At 56.3% G+C, this 17,371-nt stretch carries 17 protein-coding genes; 9 read left to right on the top strand and 8 right to left on the bottom strand.

What is annotated here, in order from left to right; translation table 11 throughout:
- Positions 1-28 precede the first annotated feature (28 nt).
- Positions 29-2,305, bottom strand: a complete 2,277-nt coding sequence (parC, locus tag ID864_RS11400; protein WP_048914596.1) for a DNA topoisomerase IV subunit A — start codon at positions 2,303-2,305, stop codon at positions 29-31.
- 444 nt (positions 2,306-2,749) lie between these two features.
- Between parC and ID864_RS11395 the strand changes: the two genes are divergently transcribed.
- The 5 genes from ID864_RS11395 (at position 2,750) to ID864_RS11375 (ending at position 7,270) form a co-directional block, all read left to right on the top strand.
- Positions 2,750-4,324: a BglG family transcription antiterminator gene (locus ID864_RS11395; protein WP_191149908.1), complete on the top strand. Its 1,575-nt coding sequence runs from the start codon at positions 2,750-2,752 to the stop codon at positions 4,322-4,324.
- 21 nt (positions 4,325-4,345) lie between these two features.
- Positions 4,346-4,816, top strand: coding sequence for a PTS sugar transporter subunit IIA (locus ID864_RS11390; RefSeq protein WP_048914594.1), 471 nt, complete (start codon positions 4,346-4,348; stop codon positions 4,814-4,816).
- 18 nt (positions 4,817-4,834) lie between these two features.
- A complete protein-coding gene (locus ID864_RS11385; protein WP_048914593.1) occupies positions 4,835-5,149 on the top strand; it encodes a PTS fructose transporter subunit IIB in 315 nt (104 codons plus the stop codon).
- A gap of 22 nt (positions 5,150-5,171) precedes the next feature.
- On the top strand, positions 5,172-6,263 hold the full coding sequence (locus ID864_RS11380; RefSeq protein ID WP_048914592.1) for a PTS fructose transporter subunit IIC: 1,092 nt from the start codon (positions 5,172-5,174) through the stop codon (positions 6,261-6,263).
- 143 nt (positions 6,264-6,406) lie between these two features.
- Positions 6,407-7,270, top strand: a complete 864-nt coding sequence (locus ID864_RS11375) for a ketose-bisphosphate aldolase (RefSeq protein WP_048914591.1) — start codon at positions 6,407-6,409, stop codon at positions 7,268-7,270.
- Between the two features lie 43 nt (positions 7,271-7,313).
- On the opposite strand, the gene ID864_RS11370 is transcribed toward ID864_RS11375, so the two are convergent.
- Positions 7,314-8,084, bottom strand: a complete 771-nt coding sequence (locus ID864_RS11370) for a transporter substrate-binding domain-containing protein (protein WP_396018878.1) — start codon at positions 8,082-8,084, stop codon at positions 7,314-7,316.
- 146 nt (positions 8,085-8,230) lie between these two features.
- Here ID864_RS11370 and ID864_RS11365 point away from each other — a divergent pair, with 146 nt between their 5' ends.
- Positions 8,231-8,812, top strand: coding sequence for an NAD(P)H-dependent oxidoreductase (locus ID864_RS11365; protein ID WP_048914590.1), 582 nt, complete (start codon positions 8,231-8,233; stop codon positions 8,810-8,812).
- Between the two features lie 37 nt (positions 8,813-8,849).
- Complete coding sequence (locus ID864_RS11360) at positions 8,850-9,158, top strand: putative quinol monooxygenase (RefSeq protein WP_099753679.1); 309 nt, start codon at positions 8,850-8,852, stop codon at positions 9,156-9,158.
- A 53-nt stretch (positions 9,159-9,211) separates the two neighbouring features.
- Here ID864_RS11360 and ID864_RS11355 read toward each other — a convergent pair whose 3' ends face one another.
- Positions 9,212-10,114, bottom strand: coding sequence for a LysR family transcriptional regulator (locus tag ID864_RS11355; RefSeq protein ID WP_048914588.1), 903 nt, complete (start codon positions 10,112-10,114; stop codon positions 9,212-9,214).
- 223 nt (positions 10,115-10,337) lie between these two features.
- On the opposite strand from ID864_RS11355, the gene ID864_RS11350 reads away from it, so the two are divergent.
- Positions 10,338-10,895, top strand: a complete 558-nt coding sequence (locus ID864_RS11350; RefSeq protein WP_318153232.1) for a cytochrome b/b6 domain-containing protein — start codon at positions 10,338-10,340, stop codon at positions 10,893-10,895.
- 250 nt (positions 10,896-11,145) lie between these two features.
- On the opposite strand, the gene parE is transcribed toward ID864_RS11350, so the two are convergent.
- Genes parE through nudF form a run of 5 tightly spaced genes read right to left on the bottom strand, consistent with a single transcriptional unit; the run spans position 11,146 to position 15,601 of the window.
- Positions 11,146-13,041 (bottom strand): DNA topoisomerase IV subunit B, encoded by a 1,896-nt coding sequence (gene parE, locus ID864_RS11345; RefSeq protein ID WP_048914586.1) that lies wholly within the window; start codon positions 13,039-13,041, stop codon positions 11,146-11,148.
- A 54-nt stretch (positions 13,042-13,095) separates the two neighbouring features.
- Positions 13,096-13,674 (bottom strand): esterase YqiA, encoded by a 579-nt coding sequence (yqiA, locus tag ID864_RS11340; RefSeq protein ID WP_048914585.1) that lies wholly within the window; start codon positions 13,672-13,674, stop codon positions 13,096-13,098.
- A 3-nt stretch (positions 13,675-13,677) separates the two neighbouring features.
- Complete coding sequence (gene cpdA, locus ID864_RS11335; protein WP_048914584.1) at positions 13,678-14,505, bottom strand: 3',5'-cyclic-AMP phosphodiesterase; 828 nt, start codon at positions 14,503-14,505, stop codon at positions 13,678-13,680.
- Positions 14,506-14,543: 38 nt separating this feature from the next.
- On the bottom strand, positions 14,544-14,966 hold the full coding sequence (locus tag ID864_RS11330; protein ID WP_048914583.1) for a DUF1249 family protein: 423 nt from the start codon (positions 14,964-14,966) through the stop codon (positions 14,544-14,546).
- The gene (gene nudF, locus ID864_RS11325; protein WP_048914582.1) at positions 14,966-15,601 is read right to left on the bottom strand and encodes an ADP-ribose diphosphatase; all 636 of its coding nucleotides are present in this window, start codon (positions 15,599-15,601) and stop codon (positions 14,966-14,968) included. The genes ID864_RS11330 and nudF overlap by 1 nt, the downstream gene beginning before the upstream one ends.
- A 210-nt stretch (positions 15,602-15,811) precedes the next feature.
- On the opposite strand from nudF, the gene tolC reads away from it, so the two are divergent.
- Entirely contained in the window at positions 15,812-17,275 is a 1,464-nt protein-coding gene (gene tolC, locus ID864_RS11320) for an outer membrane channel protein TolC (RefSeq protein WP_187497687.1), read from the top strand.
- The last annotated feature ends 96 nt before the right edge of the window (positions 17,276-17,371 follow it).

Below are 17,371 nucleotides of genomic sequence, written 5' to 3'. Positions count from 1 at the left end.
GCAGCGGCCCGCATGCAGGCCGCCGTCGTTACTCTTCGCTGTCATCCACCGGAGCAGCGCGCACCGGCCCTTCGATTTCTACCTTGTCGATACGCTGCAGGCCGCGCGGCAACAGGGTGCCACGGCGGCCGCGTTCGGCGCGGAATTTCTGCAAATCGGCAGCTTTCAGCGTCAGCTTGCGCTTGCCCACGTACAGCGTGATGTCGCTTTGCGGCGTCAGCAGCAGCAGCCAGGCCAGCTTGTCTTCACCCGAAGCGGCCTGCGCCGCAGGGATAGAGATAATCTTGTTGCCCTTGCCCTTCGACAGCTGCGGCAGGTCGCCCACCGGGAACATCAGCATCCGTCCGGCAGTGGTGATCGCCAGCAGCAGATCGTCATTGCTGTGGATCGCCATCGGCGTCATCACTTTGGCGTTTTCCGGCAGGCTCAGCAGCGCTTTACCGGCGCGGTTGCGCGAGACCAGATCGCTGAAGGTACAGACGAAGCCGTAACCGGCGTCGGAAGCCATCAGCAGTTTCTGATCGTCATTCTCCATCAGCACCTGCTCCACCACTGCGCCCGGCGGCGGGGTGAGTTTGCCGGTCAGCGGCTCACCCTGCCCGCGTGCCGAAGGCAGCGTGACCGGGTCGAGCGCGTAGCTGCGCCCGGTGGAGTCGATAAAGGCCACCGGCTGATTGCTCTTGCCGCGTGCGGCAGCGCGGAAGCTGTCACCGGCTTTGTAGCTCAGGCCGGTCGGGTCGATATCGTGCCCCTTGGCGCTGCGTACCCAGCCGCTCTGCGACAGCACAATCGTGACTGGCTCAGACGGCACCAGCTCATTTTCGCTGATCGCTTTCGCTTCTTCACGCTCGCGCAGCGGGGAACGACGATCGTCGCCGTAGGCATCGCTGTCGGCCTGCAGCTCTTTCTTCAGCAGGGTATTCATTTTGCGCTCGGAGGCCAGCAGCGCTTCCAGATGGGCGCGCTCTTTCTCGAGCTCATCCTGCTCACCACGAATTTTCATCTCTTCCAGCTTGGCGAGATGGCGCAGTTTCAGTTCGAGGATCGCTTCGGCCTGGGTCTCTGAAATGTCGAAGCGCGACATCAGCACCGGCTTCGGCTCATCCTCACTACGGATGATGTGGATGACTTCATCAATATTGAGGAAGGCCACCAGCAAACCGGCAAGGATATGCAGGCGCTTGAGCACTTTTTCCAGACGATAGTTGAGGCGGCGGCGCACCGTGTCACGGCGGAACACCAGCCATTCGGAGAGGATCTCCAGCAGGTTTTTCACCGCCGGGCGGTTATCCAGGCCGATCATATTCAGGTTGATTCGGTAGCTGCGCTCCAGATCGGTGGTGGCAAACAGGTGGTTCATCACCTGATCCATGTCCACGCGGTTAGAGCGCGGCACAATCACCAGCCGCGTCGGATTCTCGTGATCGGATTCATCCCGCAGATCTTCCACCATCGGCAGCTTTTTATTGCGCATCTGCGTGGCAATCTGCTCCAGCACGCGCGCACCGGAAACCTGGTGCGGCAGCGCGGTGATCACCACGTCGCCATCCTCTTTTTTCCACACCGCGCGCATACGCACCGAGCCACGACCGCTCTGGTAGATTTTGCGGATTTCATTGCGCGGCGTGATGATTTCGGCCTCGGTCGGATAGTCCGGCCCCTGCACGATATCCAGCAGCTCATCAAGCGTGGTTTTCGGGTTATCGATAATCGTGATGGCGGCTTTCGCCACTTCGCGCAGGTTGTGCGGCGGAATATCCGTTGCCATGCCGACCGCGATGCCGGTGGTGCCGTTCAGCAGAATATTCGGCAGGCGCGCCGGCAGCATGGAGGGCTCCTGCATGGTGCCATCGAAGTTCTGTACGAAGTTAACGGTACCCTGACCCAGTTCGCCCAGCAGCACTTCCGCATACTTCGACAGGCGCGATTCGGTGTAACGCATCGCGGCGAAGGATTTTGGATCGTCCGGTGCCCCCCAGTTGCCCTGGCCATCGACCAGCGGATAACGGTAGGAGAACGGCTGCGCCATCAGCACCATCGCTTCATAGCAGGCGCTGTCGCCGTGCGGATGGTATTTACCCAGCACGTCACCGACGGTACGTGCCGATTTTTTAAATTTGGCGCTGTTGCTCAGGCCCAGTTCGGACATGGCGTAAATAATGCGGCGCTGAACCGGTTTCAGGCCATCGCCGATATAAGGAAGCGCACGGTCCATGATGACGTACATGGAGTACTTCAGGTACGCATCTTCGGTAAAGGTGTGCAGGGGAAGGCGCTCTGCGCCATCCTGCGTCAGGTCACTCATTGTTCTCTTTTCCTCACTTCGCGGCGCGTTAAGGGCAAGGCGCCACACAGCGGTAAGTTTGGCGAGGATAGTACCTTATCTGGTGAGGGTCTGTCACAGGGATCAGCGGTTAAGCCGTGCTGTCAGCCACAAATTGTCGCTAACGAGCGAAAAATGTAATTTATGCCCGCTATAATCATTCATGAAAATAATATGAGAACGCGATCACATTTATTCAGAAATGGATTAATGTGATCTCCCTCCCAAATAATTACCTCTTGCGGGATCGTTTTAATTTTGTCCCACCTGACGGACAACCTTTAGTATTGTCCCCTTTCCCCGCAGCGACTAAATTCATCATCATAAGTTGGCGCCAGATAAATTCAGTCCGGCACGGTGAATGAATAAAACATGAGAATCTATTAACAATAAGACACCGCCGAACGGGCAAAAAAGGGTGATATGATGCAAATACTTAGCTCCCGACAAAACAAATTACTTAAGTACCTGCTGCAACATCAGGAGTATGTTCCGGTTAAAAATATCGCCCAGCTGCTGGCGGTATCGGAAAAGACGGTCCACCGCGATATCCAGTTTATCGAAGAGATGCTGGCCGAGTGGAATATCGCCAGCGATAAAAAAATTGGCAGCGGCATTATGCTGCTGGTCGACGATAGCCAGCGCCTGATGCTGCTGGAGCAGCTCATCACCCCGGAAGACGGCGGCGCTGAAGCGCTGGCAAACAATTCGCGCCGGGTGAAAATTGCTTCGCAGCTGCTGAGCGATACGCCGCGCGAAACCTCCATCAGTAAACTGTCCGAACGTTACTTCATCAGTAGCGCCTCGATCGTCAATGACCTGAAGATGATTGAGAGCTGGATTGCCCCGCTCGGCCTGACGCTGGTGCGCAGCCAGAGCGGGACGCATATTGAGGGCAGCGAAAATCATATCCGCCAGGCGATGGCCACGCTGATTAACGATGTGATGAACTATCAGGAGCCGGGCAGCGTCAATCATTCCCGCCTCGACCCCGGCAGCTATAAAGCCCTGACGCACTATTTCGGCGAGGAGGAGGTGCTGTATGTGCAGCAGATCCTGCAGCAGATGGAGCAGCAGCTGGGCTACCCGCTGGGTGAACCATATTACATCAATCTGTTTACCCATATTTTAATTATGATGCACCGCATGTCTTTAGGTAACCCGCTTATTCTCAACGAAGAGAATATTAATCAGCAGCCGGATGAGGCTATTTTTAATATCGCGCAGCAGATGGTCAATCACATCGAACGGCGTATTGGTAATATCCTGCCACGCGATGAAGTGTGGTTTGTTTATCAATATATTATTTCCTCCGGCATTGTCATTGAGGAGAGTGAAAATAATCCGCCACTGTACTGCCAGCTATCCAACAGTGAGTCACGCCGTTTAACGCTGGATTTAATCGCCACTTTTTCCGAGGTAATTAATATTGACCTGCGCGATGACCGCCTGTTGCACGAAGGATTACTGGTGCACATTAAGCCGCTGCTGAACCGCCTGAAATATCATATCCGCATTCGTAATCCGCTGCTGGAAGATATTAAACAGGAGCTGGCGGATATCTATCAGCTGACGGGCCACGCCATTCATCGCGTTTGCCAGCGCTTCCAGCTGGCTGACATTGCCGACGATGAGGTGGGCTATCTGACGGTGCATTTTCAGGCCGCGCTGGAGCGGCAAATTGCCCACAAGCGCATCCTGGTGGTGTGCTCCAGCGGCGTCGGCACCTCACACCTGTTGAAAAGCCGCATTCTGCGCGCTTTCCCCGACTGGACGATCGTTGGCGTGGTCTCCGCCAGCACCGTGACGCAGCACTGCCAGCAGCAGGATATTGAGCTGGTGATCTCTACCGTTCATCTGGCCGAGCTGCCGCTGCCGGTGGTGTATGTTTCGGCCTTTTTTAACGATGACGATATCAAGCGCGTCACCGAAAGAGTTATCGCCAGCAAACTGCAGCTGGCTTCCGATCGCATCAAGGCTTGTGAACACGCCTTTTCATAACGTTTTTAAAGAGGTTTGCCGATGGATATTAATAAGATTCTCAGCGCCCGGCGCGTCAAGTTAGACATGAACGCCCGCAGTAAAGATGAAGCGATCCGTGAACTGACCGACCTGCTGTATGCGGATGGCGCCCTGACCTCAAAAGAGGATTTTATTCACGACGTCTATTTACGTGAAGCAGAGGGCTCCACCGGCTTTGAAAATCATATCGCCATTCCACACGGCAAATCGCTGGCGGTGAAGCAGACCACCCTGGCTATCGGCCGCACCCGCGCCGATATTCCGTGGGAAACGCTCGACGGCAGCGAAGTGCGCTGCATTATTTTGTTCGCGGTACGCATGGAGGATCAAAACACCACGCATATTCGCCTGCTGTCTCAGGTGGCCTGCGCGCTGGCCGATGATGAGGTGATTGCCCAACTGTTACAGGAGCAGGATGCCGACAGCATTATCCAACTGTTCAGCCAGTACGCGGAAACAGACCTCTGTTAATAAGAAGCGAGGCACATCATGAAAATCGTTTGTGTGGCCGCCTGCACCGCAGGCATCGCGCATACCTACATCGCGCGTGAAAAACTGATTAAGGGCGCGAAAGCGCTCAACTTCGACATCCTGGTGGAGACCCAGGGCACCATCGGCACCGAGCATGCCCTGAGCGCAGCGGATATCGCCGCCGCTGACGTGGTGATCCTCGCGGTGGATATCAAAATCAACGGCGAAGAGCGTTTCAAAGGCAAGCCGGTGGTACGGGTCAAAACCGATATCGTGATCAAGTCCCCGGTGAAATTCCTGGAAAAAGTGGCCGGCTCGTTAGAGCGCGCCTGAACCGTCATTCGGGGAAATCACTATGCGTACGCAAACCAGCAACATAGGACAAGAGATAAAGGGGCATCTGCTGACCGGCATCTCGTGGATGATCCCGCTGATCGTCGCCGCCGGGATCTGTATTGCGCTTGGCCAGGTGATCGGCGGGCCGGACGTGGGGAAACACCCGGGGACTATCGCCTGGATGCTGAATCAAATTGGCGGCTGGGGGATGGGGCTGATCGTGCCGCTGATCGCGGCTGCCATTGCCTGGTCGATTGCCGACCGCCCCGGCTTTGCGCCGGGACTGATCGTCGGCTTTATCTGCGGACAGATCGGCACCGGGTTTATCGGCGGCATCCTCGGCGGATTCCTGGTCGGTTACACCGTGCTGCTGCTGCGGCGCACCATCAAACTGCCTGCTTCGATGCAGGGGCTGATGCCGGTGATGATCCTGCCGGTACTCAGCACCATTATCGCCGGGCTGCTGATGATGACCTTGATTGGCCAGCCGATCGCCTGGCTGCAGAAAGCGCTGTACCACCTGCTGGAGTCGATGCAGGGCGGTTCCCGCTTCCTGATGGGGGCTATCCTCGGCGCAATGGCCACCTTTGACTTCGGCGGGCCGGTAAACAAAACCATGTCGCTCTTCGCTGACGGCATGCTGGTCGACGGCATTTACGGGCCGGAAGCGGTGAAGTTTGTCGGCTCAATGATCCCGCCGTTTGGCATCACCCTCTCCTTCCTGCTGACGCGCAATAAATACACCCGGGCAGAGAAAGAGGCGCTGAAGGCGGCGTTCCCGATGGGCATCTGCCTGATCACCGAAGGGGTGATCCCGATTGCCGCCCGCGACCTGTTCCGCGTGGTCGGCAGCTGCGTCGTTGCCTCGGCCATCGCTGGCGGGCTGATCATGGTCTGGGGCGTGGAGGCACCGGTACCGCACGGCGGAATGTTTGTGGTGCCGCTGTTCACCAAACCCGCGCTGTTCTGCCTGGCGCTGGGCATCGGCACGGTCATCTGCGGCGTGATGCTGTCGCTGCTGAAGAAGCCGGTGACGGCGGCGGATGAAGAGTTCGACGACGTGGACGACGCCAGCGTGCGCGACGAAGACATTAAATTTACCCTGGAATGAAGTGGGGCTGGAGCCTCTCTGCGGCTCCCGCTCTGCCCGTAAAGCGTCACCGTTAATTTTTTCCGTTCGCCCTGCATTCCGTCAGTGACCCGTCACTGGTGCAGGAAAGTCTTGCCTGAAATCTGACCCTGAGGAAATAGACCATGTTGATGTCAATGCACGAACTGTTAAAACCCACCCGTGAAAACCGCTTCGCCATTGGGGCGTTTAACGTCGCCGACAGCTGCTTTATCCGCGCGGTGGTTGAGCAGGCTGAAGCCAGCAACAGCCCGGCGATTATCTCCATCCACCCCAGCGAGCTGGAGTTCGTGACCGATGAGTTCTTTGGCTACGTGCGCGAGCGCACGCTGCGCAGCCGCATCCCGTTTGTGATCCATCTCGACCACGGCGCGTCGGTTGAGCACGTGCAGCGCGCCATTCGGTGCGGCTTTACCTCGGTGATGATCGACGGGTCGCTGCTGCCGTATGAAGAGAACGTGGCGCTGACGCAGGAGGTGGTAAAGCTGGCGCACGCGGTGGGGATCTCGGTGGAGGGCGAGCTGGGCACCATTGGCGATACCGGCACCTCGGTAGAGGGGGGCGTGAGTAAAGTGATCTACACCGATCCGGCACAGGCGGAGGATTTTGTGGCGCGCACCGGCGTCGATACGCTGGCGGTGGCCATTGGTACCGCGCACGGCATCTATCCGAAGGATCTCAAGCCGGAATTGCAGATGCATATTCTGCGCGATATCTCGCAGCGCGTGACGATCCCGCTGGTGCTGCACGGCGGCTCGGCGAACCCGGATGCGGAGATCGCCGAATCGGTGACGCTCGGCGTTGGCAAGATCAACATCTCCAGCGATATGAAGTATGCCTACTTTGCCAAAGCGCGTGAGATCTTAAGCCTTGAGGCGTGGTGGGATCCGAACGTGATCTATCCGCAGCCGATCCAGGCGGCAAAAGAGGTGATCGCCTACAAGATGTCGCTGTTTGGCTCGGCCGGGAAAGCGGATCTGTATCGTTAACCGGGAAGTGAATCCAGGGTCGGACATGCCCGACCCTGTCAGGTTATTTGGCGGCTAACCACTGCCCGACAACCTGCTGATACTCACCGGTGGCTTTGCTGAGGTGCAGCCACTGGTCAACGTACATCTTCCAGCTGATATCATCACGCGGCAGCATCCACGCCTTCTCGCCGTACTGCAGCGGCTTATCCGGGTTGATCGCGCACAGCTGCGGAAAACGCTTCTGCTGGTACAGCGCTTCCGATGCATCGGTGATCATCACATCGGCTTTCTTATCTACCAGCTGCTGGAAAATCGTCACGTTGTCATGGAATAACGTCAGATTTGCCTGCGGCAGATACGCATGAACAAAGGCCTCATTGGTGCCGCCCGCCGGTTCGATCAGGCGCACCGACGCTTTGTTCATCTGCTCAACGGTGCGGTATTTCTTTTTATCGGCGCAGCGCACCAGCGGGATTTTGCCGTCGGTGTCCAGCGGGTTAGCAAACCATGCCGTCTGCTGGCGCTTCAGCGTCACCGATACGCCGCCCAGCGCCACGTCACACTGCTTGGCAATAAAATCGGGGGTCATGGTTTTCCAGCTGGTCGGCACCCACTTCACTTCCGCACCGAGGCTTTTCGCCAGCGACTGCGCCAGTGAGATATCAATGCCTTCGTAACTGCCGTCCGGGCGCAGGTAGGTGTAAGGCTTATAATCCCCGGTAGTACACACGGTTAAGGTCTTGCTTTGCATCACGCGGTCGAGGCGCGATTGGGCGCTGGCACTACCTGCCACTAGCATCAGGGCGATGACCACCCCGGATTTCATCATCATGCTTTTTCTCTCATTGTTGTTATCACTGTCGGTCCTGTTCCCTGCATTGTTGCTTAAAACGCAAGAGTATTGTGATTGATACCACATTTTTCCCGGCGCTGTCCTCCGGTAGACTCACAGAAATTGCACACAGCTGAGAGAAATTCATGAGCCAGATTTTAATTATTGATGCCGGTAAAGCCTTCGCCCACTCCAAAGGCGAGTTAAACCATACCCTGACCAACGTTGCCGCCAGCTTCCTGCGCGATGCCGGTCACCAGGTCAATGTCACCGTGGTCGACGACGGGTATGTGGTCGCCGACGAAATTGAAAAATACCTCGCCGCCGATACCCTCATTTACCAGATGCCGGGCTGGTGGATGGGCGAACCGTGGACGCTGAAAAAATACATCGACGAAGTGTTTACCGAAGGTCACGGCAAACTGTACGCCAGCGATGGCCGGACCCGCTCCGACGCGGCGAAAAAATATGGTTCAGGCGGCCTGCTGCAGGGTAAAAACTATATGCTCTCCCTCACCTGGAATGCACCGCTGCAGGCGTTTACCGACCCTGAGCAGTTCTTCGAGGGCGTCGGCGTCGACGGCCTGTATCTGCACTTCCACAAAGCCAACCAGTTCCTTGGCATGGACGGTCTGCCGACCTTTATCTGTAACGATGTGATCAAACAGCCGGATATTGCCGGGGATATCGCACGCTATCGGACTCATCTGAGCGAAATTTTTGCTTAACTGGTAGTTCGCCCATTCGAGTAAGAAGGAAAACAGTATGCTGACCGTGATTGCGGAAATTTGTATCAAGCCAGGCCGCCGTACTGCTGTTCTGCAGGCGATAGAGACGTTAACGCCAATCGTGCTGGCTGAAGAGGGCTGCGGCAGCTATCAGACGCTGATCGACCACAAAGCCCAGGTGCCGTGGAAGCAGCATTCGCCGGAGTCGATCTTTATGGTTGAGCACTGGGAGTCGCTGCGCCACCTTGAGCAGCACCAGCAGGCCGACCATATGGAACGCCACCGCACGGCGATTAAGCATGATGTGGTTGATGTGAAGATTTTCGTCCTAGAGCCGGCGTTTTAAACCCTCGCATCAGGTAGGGGCCGACCTTCTTTTTCGGTCGGCCCTTGAACGTCCTATAACAGCGTTTTGCTGGCGAACTGTTCGCTGAGGTAGTCCAGAAAACAGCTGATGCGCGTCGACAGCGTGCTGTTGCGGTAGTAAACCGCATGGATGGGATGGCGCATCTCGTGCGTTTCAGCAACCAGCACCGGGATTAACCGGCCTTCAGCCAGATCCTCGCGGCTGAGAAAATCAGAAATACGCGTAATCCCCATGCCGTTAACCGCCAGCTGGCGCAGCGTTTCGCCACTGGAGGCAAACACCGTCGGTTTGATCTGCAAAAACACCCCTTCCGAACGCCACACCGGCCAGACGTTGTGCTGATCGAGATTGCTAAAGCCCAGCAGCTGATGATTCTCCACCATATCTGCCACGCTGTGCGGCGTACCGTGGCGGGCAAGATAGTCCGGGCTGGCCATCAGCCGCAGCTTACTGCTGCCGAGCGCGCGCGCGTGCATGGTGGAGTCGCGCAGGTCGCCGATGCGGATAGCGATATCGGTCTGCTGCTCCAGCAGGTCGATCACCACCTCATCAGTATTTAACTCCAGCTGGATCAGCGGGTAGCGGCGTGAAAACTCCGCCATCAGCGGCACAATCACATGCAGCATAAACGGCGTGGCGGCATTGACGCGCAGGCGCCCGGAAGGGATTTCTCGCCGCTGGGCGATCTGCTCTTCGGCAGTCTCTACCGAACGAATAATCTGGCGGGCGTGCTCCAGGAAGATCTGCCCTTCCTCAGTCAGCGCAATACGGCGGGTGGTGCGGTGCAGCAGCGTGGTCTGCAGCTTGCTCTCCAGGCGACTCAGCGCACGGCTGATGCCGGAGGTGGTCTGGTTTAGCTGGTCTGCAGCAGCGGTGATCGAACCGGTGTCGACCACCACCACCCACGCGCGTAACTCTTCAAGGGTGATTTTCACGAGAGGGCCTTGTGGTTAGAAGAGCGCACCCAACTGGATGCGAATGGCGTATCAATTCTAACAGAAGTTGATAAAAAACATGCCGTTTTAGCCCGCGTCCGGCCGCAGGTCTGTTTTGCCAGACTCAATATCATCCTTCATTTTTTCATTAAGGTTAATTTAATCATTCCTTGTCACAATCGCTAGCATCAGCCAGAAGAACAAAATTAACGGGAAAACCCTCGTGAATAAAGCTATCAGGATCTCGCTACCGCACGCAGATGCGCCATTTTTTCGCGGCCTGCATATTCTCGTTGCGCTGATGATCCTTGCGCAGATTATTAATTCTAACTTTACTGAACGGGAAGCGCTGGATGAGCAAGGCCTGACGAGCATTATCACCTGGATGCATGTTATTTCCGGGTTCTCTCTAATTATGTTGGGCGCCCTCATGCTGGGCTGGATGTTAGCGCAGCGCGGTGCGCGCTATTATTTTTCCTGGTTACATTTTGATTTTAGCGACATTGCGCAAGATATCGCCACGCTGAAGCGCCTGCGTCTGCCTGAAGCCCATTCAGGAGGTATCGCTGCCACCATTCAGGGGCTGGGCGTGCTGTCACTGCTGGGCGTTGCCCTTTCCGGGGGGATCTGGTTTCTCTTGAATGCTGCGCAAAACCCGCTGGCGCATAGCGTGATACACTGGCATAAAAATCTGACAACGTTTGTTGAAATCTATTTTTTCGCTCATGGAGCCATGGGATTACTTCATATTTTTCTTAACAGTAAGCTGTTTCAACGCTGAAGTTTGAAATCAAATTTATACATTCGGCTTTCAATGCAACTTAACTTATAAAAGAGAAAGTGAGGCAATCCTGTGGAAATACACGCTTTCTGTCGCCTGAAGTGGTGTAATGGCGGCCAGGAAATTAACGCCACCAGCATTTTAATTAACGATATTCAGCGCAATCTGCCGAGGTTGGCCGGCGAATAATAAAAACTCAGCCCGAAGGGGGTTTCCACTTCGGGCTGACTGTTAATGCCACTACGAAGCGTTAAACCTCGATTTCCGCGGTGTCGCCTTTCTCCTGCAGCCAGTTGCGGCGATCTTCGGAGCGCTTTTTCGCCAGCAGCATATCCATCACTGCCAGGGTCTGCGCCACGTCCTCTTCGCTGATGGTCAGCTGCACCAGACGGCGGGTATTGGGATCGAGGGTGGTTTCACGCAGCTGCAGCGGGTTCATTTCGCCCAGCCCTTTAAAGCGCTGTACGTTAGGTTTGCCCTTCTTGCGCTTCAGCTGCTCCAGCACGCCCTCTTTCTCTTCCTCATCCAGCGCGTAATAGACCTCTTTGCCCAGGTCAATACGGTAGAGCGGCGGCATGGCAACATAGACGTGGCCGTTCTGCACCAGGGTACGGAAGTGACGCACGAACAGCGCGCACAGCAGGGTCGCAATGTGCAGACCGTCGGAGTCCGCATCCGCAAGGATACAGATCTTACCGTAGCGCAGCTGGCTGAGATCTTCGCTATCGGGATCGATACCGATCGCCACCGAGATGTCGTGCACCTCCTGCGACGCCAGCACTTCGTCCGAAGAGACTTCCCAGGTGTTCAGGATCTTACCCTTGAGCGGCATGATCGCCTGATACTCACGATCGCGCGCCTGCTTGGCCGATCCGCCCGCCGAGTCCCCTTCCACCAGGAACAGTTCGGTACGGCTGAGATCCTGCGCGGTACAGTCCGCCAGCTTGCCCGGCAGCGCCGGACCGCTGGTGAGCTTTTTACGCACCACTTTCTTGGCGGCACGCATGCGGCGCTGAGCGCTGGAAATGGCCAGCTCGGCCAGCATTTCTGCCGCCTGCACGTTCTGGTTCAGCCACAGGCTGAAGGCATCTTTCACCACGCCGGAAACAAAGGCGGCGCACTGGCGCGAAGAGAGGCGCTCTTTGGTCTGCCCGGCAAACTGCGGATCCTGCATTTTGACCGACAGCACGTAGGCGCAGCGATCCCAGATATCTTCCGCCGACAGCTTCACGCCGCGCGGCAGGATATTGCGGAACTCGCAGAACTCGCGCATCGCATCCAGCAGGCCCTGACGCAGACCGTTAACGTGCGTGCCGCCCTGCATGGTCGGGATCAGGTTAACGTAGCTTTCGGTGAGCAACTCACCGCCTTCCGGCAGCCACAGCAGCGCCCAGTCCACCGCTTCCACATCTCCGGCGTAAGCACCGACAAAAGCTTTTTCCGGCAGCGTTGGCAGGCCGTTAACCGCCTCCATCAGATAGTCGGTCAGACCATCGGCGTAGCACCAGCTCTGTTCGGTATTGTTCAGCTTGTCTTTAAAGACAATTTCTACGCCCGGGCAGAGTACCGCTTTGGCTTTCAGCAAGTGGCTGAGGCGCGAAACCGAGAAGCGCGGGCTGTCGAAGAAGGATTCATCAGGCCAGAACTGCACGCGGGTGCCGGTGTTGCGTTTACCGACGGTGCCGGTTACCACCAGGTCCTGAACCTTATCGCCGTTCTCAAACGCCATTTCGTAGATTTCGCCATTACGGCGTACGGTCACTTCCACGCGTTTGGAGAGGGCGTTAACCACCGAGATCCCCACGCCGTGCAGGCCGCCGGAGAACTGGTAGTTTTTGTTGGAGAATTTGCCCCCGGCATGCAGGCGGCAGAAAATCAGCTCAACGGCCGGCACGCCCTCTTCAGGGTGGATATCCACCGGCATGCCGCGCCCGTCGTCGATAACTTCCAGCGACTGATCGGCGTGCAAAATCACTTCCACGCGCTTGGCGTGACCGGCCAGCGCTTCATCCACGCTGTTGTCGATCACTTCCTGACCTAAATGGTTAGGGCGCACGGTATCGGTGTACATGCCCGGGCGGCGACGCACGGGTTCAAGGCCGCTGAGAACCTCAATGGAATCAGCGTTATAGCTGGATTGAGTCATCGTTACAATCTGATTGATAATGGCTAAAAATGCGTGTCCAGACTCCGGCTTATCTCAGTCCCGGAAGCCCAGGAAATCGATCATTGCGGAGAAATGGCGTTCGAATCCGATAAAAGCATGGTTTCCGCCCTCTTCTACCGTTTGACGACAGGCGCTGTAGTAGTCCAGAGCCTGGCGGTAGTCGAGCACTTCATCGCCCGTTTGTTGCAGCAGCCAGATCAAATCCGGCGACTCTAACGGGTCAATCTGCATCACTTTTAGATCGTAAATATGGCGAGACTCTAACACATATTGCTGGCCGGTGTATGGGTTCTCATTATTGCCAAGGTAATCCGCCAGCAGCTCAAACGGGCGTACCGCCGGGTTCACCACCACCGCAGGCAGCGCAAAGCATTGCGACAGCCAGGTGGCATAATAGCCGCCAAGGGAAGAGCCAATAATACCCAGCGGTTCGCCCGCCGACTTCATGACAAACTCCTCCAGCAGGGCCGCAGCCTCAGCGGGAAATGCCGGCAGTTGCGGCACATGCAGGGTAATTTTTGGGTGGTGCTGCGCCAGCCACTGTTTAAAGATGGTCGCTTTTGCCGACTGCGGAGAGCTGTTGAAACCGTGCAGATAGAGCAGGGTTGCCATCGATCAGTATCCTTCTGAGTCGAGATCGGGGTTAAATTTGCGGGTAGCCAGACGCTGAACTTCGGTTTCCAGCCGTCCGTCATCATACAGATCCAGCCAGCGCCATCCCGGCGCTTCCGCATCAATGGTGAAGTTGGTGCAGTGGGGTTTAAACTGGACGCAGGTGGACGGGCTGGCCAGCACGCGCCGTCCGTGCCAGTCGAGGTCAAGCTCCTGATGAATATGCCCACACAGCAAGGTTTTTGCCAGCGGGTAGCGCTGTAATACCGCATCCAGCATATGCGGATTGCGCAGGCTGTGCTGATCGAGCCAGGAGCAGCCGGAAGGCAGGGGATGATGATGCAGCAGTACCAGCGTGTGGCGCTGGGGTTCAGCGGCCAGCGCGCGCTCCAGCCACTCCAGCTGGTAGTCACTTAACTCACCGTGCGGGACGCCGAACACCTGGCTGTCCAGCAGCACGATTTGCCAGCGATCGCCCACCAGCACCTGCTTTTCATCGGCAATACTCGACTCCGCCAGCGTGCTGAACATCGCCGGCTGAAAGTCGTGATTGCCGGGCAGCCAGACGCAGGGAGCCGGCAGGCGAGCAATACCCTCAGCAAAATGCTGATAGGCTTCGACCGAGTGATCCTGCGCCAGGTCGCCAGTGGCGACAATCAGATCGTAATGACGCTGCCCGGCGGCGATCGCCTCCAGTACCGCGTCATAACTGGCCCAGGTGTTCACACCGAGTAACGTTTCGTGTTTACCTGCAAAAAGGTGGGTATCCGTTATCTGTAAAATCCTGACTCTGGACCCACTCGCCACAGGAAGTTTTAACAGGCTATCCAATCAAAGTCCTTAACTCGCTCTGAAATTGTCGCAGCGTTCTAAAAAACCGGGGCTGCCATTGCGCCATGGAACAAACAGTAGCGCAGCCAGTCCGCAAGAAACTGGTTAATCTGATGCTTTTCATCACGCTGATGCAGCTTTTTATTTGGATAATCATAGCGTGCTTTAAAGCGGTAGATCTGCTGAGTGGAACACACTTCCGCCACCATCGCGTCATGATACAGGCGAACCGACATCGATGGCAGGCTCCAGTAACTGACGGCCGGTGCGGTCTGTTTTACCTCAACCAGCGTGGTGTAGCGCGTTGATTCCAGGATAGTTATCTGGTAACTGGCGCCATTAACCTGATACGTCACGGACTCCCCCGCCTGGTCCTCTTTGGGCAACAGGCGACGCAGTTGCGCAAAATTGGTTTCGCAAACGCGCATCATTTCTGGAAAGTCAGGGACATAACGTTTCATTATTCGGGGTTCCATTCATCACAAAGCTGTTTATGGTGCAGCTCCAGCCATTGCAAAGCAATGACAGCAGCGGCGTTATCTATTTTCCCCTGTTCCACCCACTGGTAAGCCTGAGTACGGCTGACCACATGCACAAGAATATCCTCATTCTCTTCCTCCAGACCGTGGTTTCCCTGCGCCACGCTGGCATCCACTTCTCCCACAAACACCGCAAGGCGTTCTGAGGTTCCTCCCGCGCTGGAGAGGTAGTTAATTATGGGTTTAATGCGCCCGGGAGTCAGCCCGGCTTCTTCCAGCGCTTCGCGTCTGGCGACCTCTTCCGGCGTTTCACCCGGTTCCATCATCCCCGCCACCAGTTCAAGCACCCACGGCGTTGGGCTGGTGTCGTAAGCGGCGATACGGATCTGCTCGATTAACACCACTTCGTCGCGCAGCGGATCATAGGGTAGCAGCACTGCGGCATGACCGCGCTCCAAAATTTCTCGTGATACTTCACCACTCATCCCGCCATTAAACAAGCGGTGACGAAAGCGGTAGCGCTCCAGCGAAAAAAAACCACGATAGAGGGTCTCTCGTGCAATAATTTCTACATCGTTTTTGGTGAAAGTCACCGGGTATTTGTTACTTGTTGCCATAACAACAGCTCCTGTGAAATGGTGGCCAAAACGTAAAATGCAATCGTAATCCGCCTGATGTCTGGTTCTTAATGAAATATTTAAGTAAATTAAGGCAGGATGGCACTTTCAGCCAACTTACCTTCTCGGAACTCTCTGCTATCATCGGCGATAATTTTTGGCTTACGTCAGCGCTACCATAGCAATTTTGCTGCACTACAAGGAATGCAAATGAACAAACTGCTCCCTTTACTCATCGGTCTGAGCCTGGGCGGCTTCAGTGTTGCCAGCCAGGCTGAGAACCTGCTGCAGGTGTATCAGCAGGCTCGTTTATCCAATCCTGACCTTCGTAGCTCAGCAGCCGATCGTGATGCGGCATTTGAGAAGATTAATGAAGCACGTAGCCCGCTGTTACCTCAGCTGGGGCTGGGTGCCGACTACAGCTACAACAACGGCTACCGCGACGCGCGCGATTCGAACAGCACCTCGAAAAGCACCTCACTGCAGCTGACTCAGACCATTTTTGATATGTCAAAATGGCGCGCGCTGACCCTGCAGGAAAAAACCGCCGGGATTCAGGATGTCACTTATCAGACCGCGCAGCAAACGCTGATCCTCAACACCGCGACAGCGTATTTCAACGTGCTGAATGCGATTGATACCCTCTCCTACACCGAAGCGCAGAAACAGTCGATCTACCGTGAACTGGATCAGACCACTCAGCGTTTTAACGTGGGCCTGGTCGCCATCACCGACGTGCAGAATGCGCGCTCACAGTACGACACCGTGCTGGCCAACGAAGTGACGGCGCGTAACGATCTTGATAACGCGGTTGAAACGCTGCGCCAGGTGACCGGGAATTACTACCCGAGCCTCGCCTCGCTTAACGTTGATAACTTCAAAACCGAGAAGCCACAGCCGGTTAACGCGCTGCTGAAAGAGGCCGAGAGCCGCAACCTCAGCCTGCTCTCTGCCCGTCTGTCGCAAGACCTGGCGCGTGAGCAGATCCGCTCTGCGGAAACTGGCCATATGCCAACCGTAGACCTGACCGCGTCAACCGGTTTGTCGAACAACCGTTACAGCGGCGATCGCGCCACCAATAACGACAACATCAGCGGTAGCAACCAGGTTGGCTTAAGCTTCAACCTGCCGCTGTACAGCGGCGGCTCGGTGTCGTCACAGGTGAAGCAGGCGCAGTATGCGTTTGTGGCAGCCAGCGAGCAGCTGGAAGGCGCGCACCGCTCCGCCGTGCAGACCGTCCGCTCCTCGTTTAACAACGTGAATGCCTCCATCAGCAGCATCGAAGCGTACAAGCAGGCCGTGGTTTCTGCCCAGAGCTCGCTGGATGCAATGGAAGCGGGTTACTCCGTAGGTACCCGTACCATCGTTGACGTGCTGGATGCGACCACCACGCTGTATGACGCAAAGCAGAAGCTGGCTAACGCCCGCTACAGCTATATGATCAACCAGCTGAACATCAAATCTGCGCTCGGTACGCTGAACGAGCAGGATCTGGCGACGCTGAATAATCATCTGGGCAAGGATATCAATACCTCACCGGAAGCTGTGGCACCAGAAAATCCACAGCAGGTTGCCCGCGTCGACGGCAATGAAAGCGCCCCGGCCGCGCGCCAGGCAGCAGCCACCAGCCGCCCGGCAGCAAACCGCAGCAGCGGCAATCCGTTCAGTCAGTAATCTCCCCGCGGGGCAGCCAACGCTGCCCCGTTTTATTTCGATCCCACCTGTCTTAACCTCTCCTTCACAATCAAACGTATAGCTAAGTAAAGATCC

Origin of the sequence: Erwinia aphidicola (assembly GCF_014773485.1) — a bacterium.
Taxonomy (GTDB): Bacteria; Pseudomonadota; Gammaproteobacteria; order Enterobacterales; family Enterobacteriaceae; genus Erwinia; species Erwinia aphidicola.
This window is presented reverse-complemented; position numbering and strand designations above follow the sequence as displayed.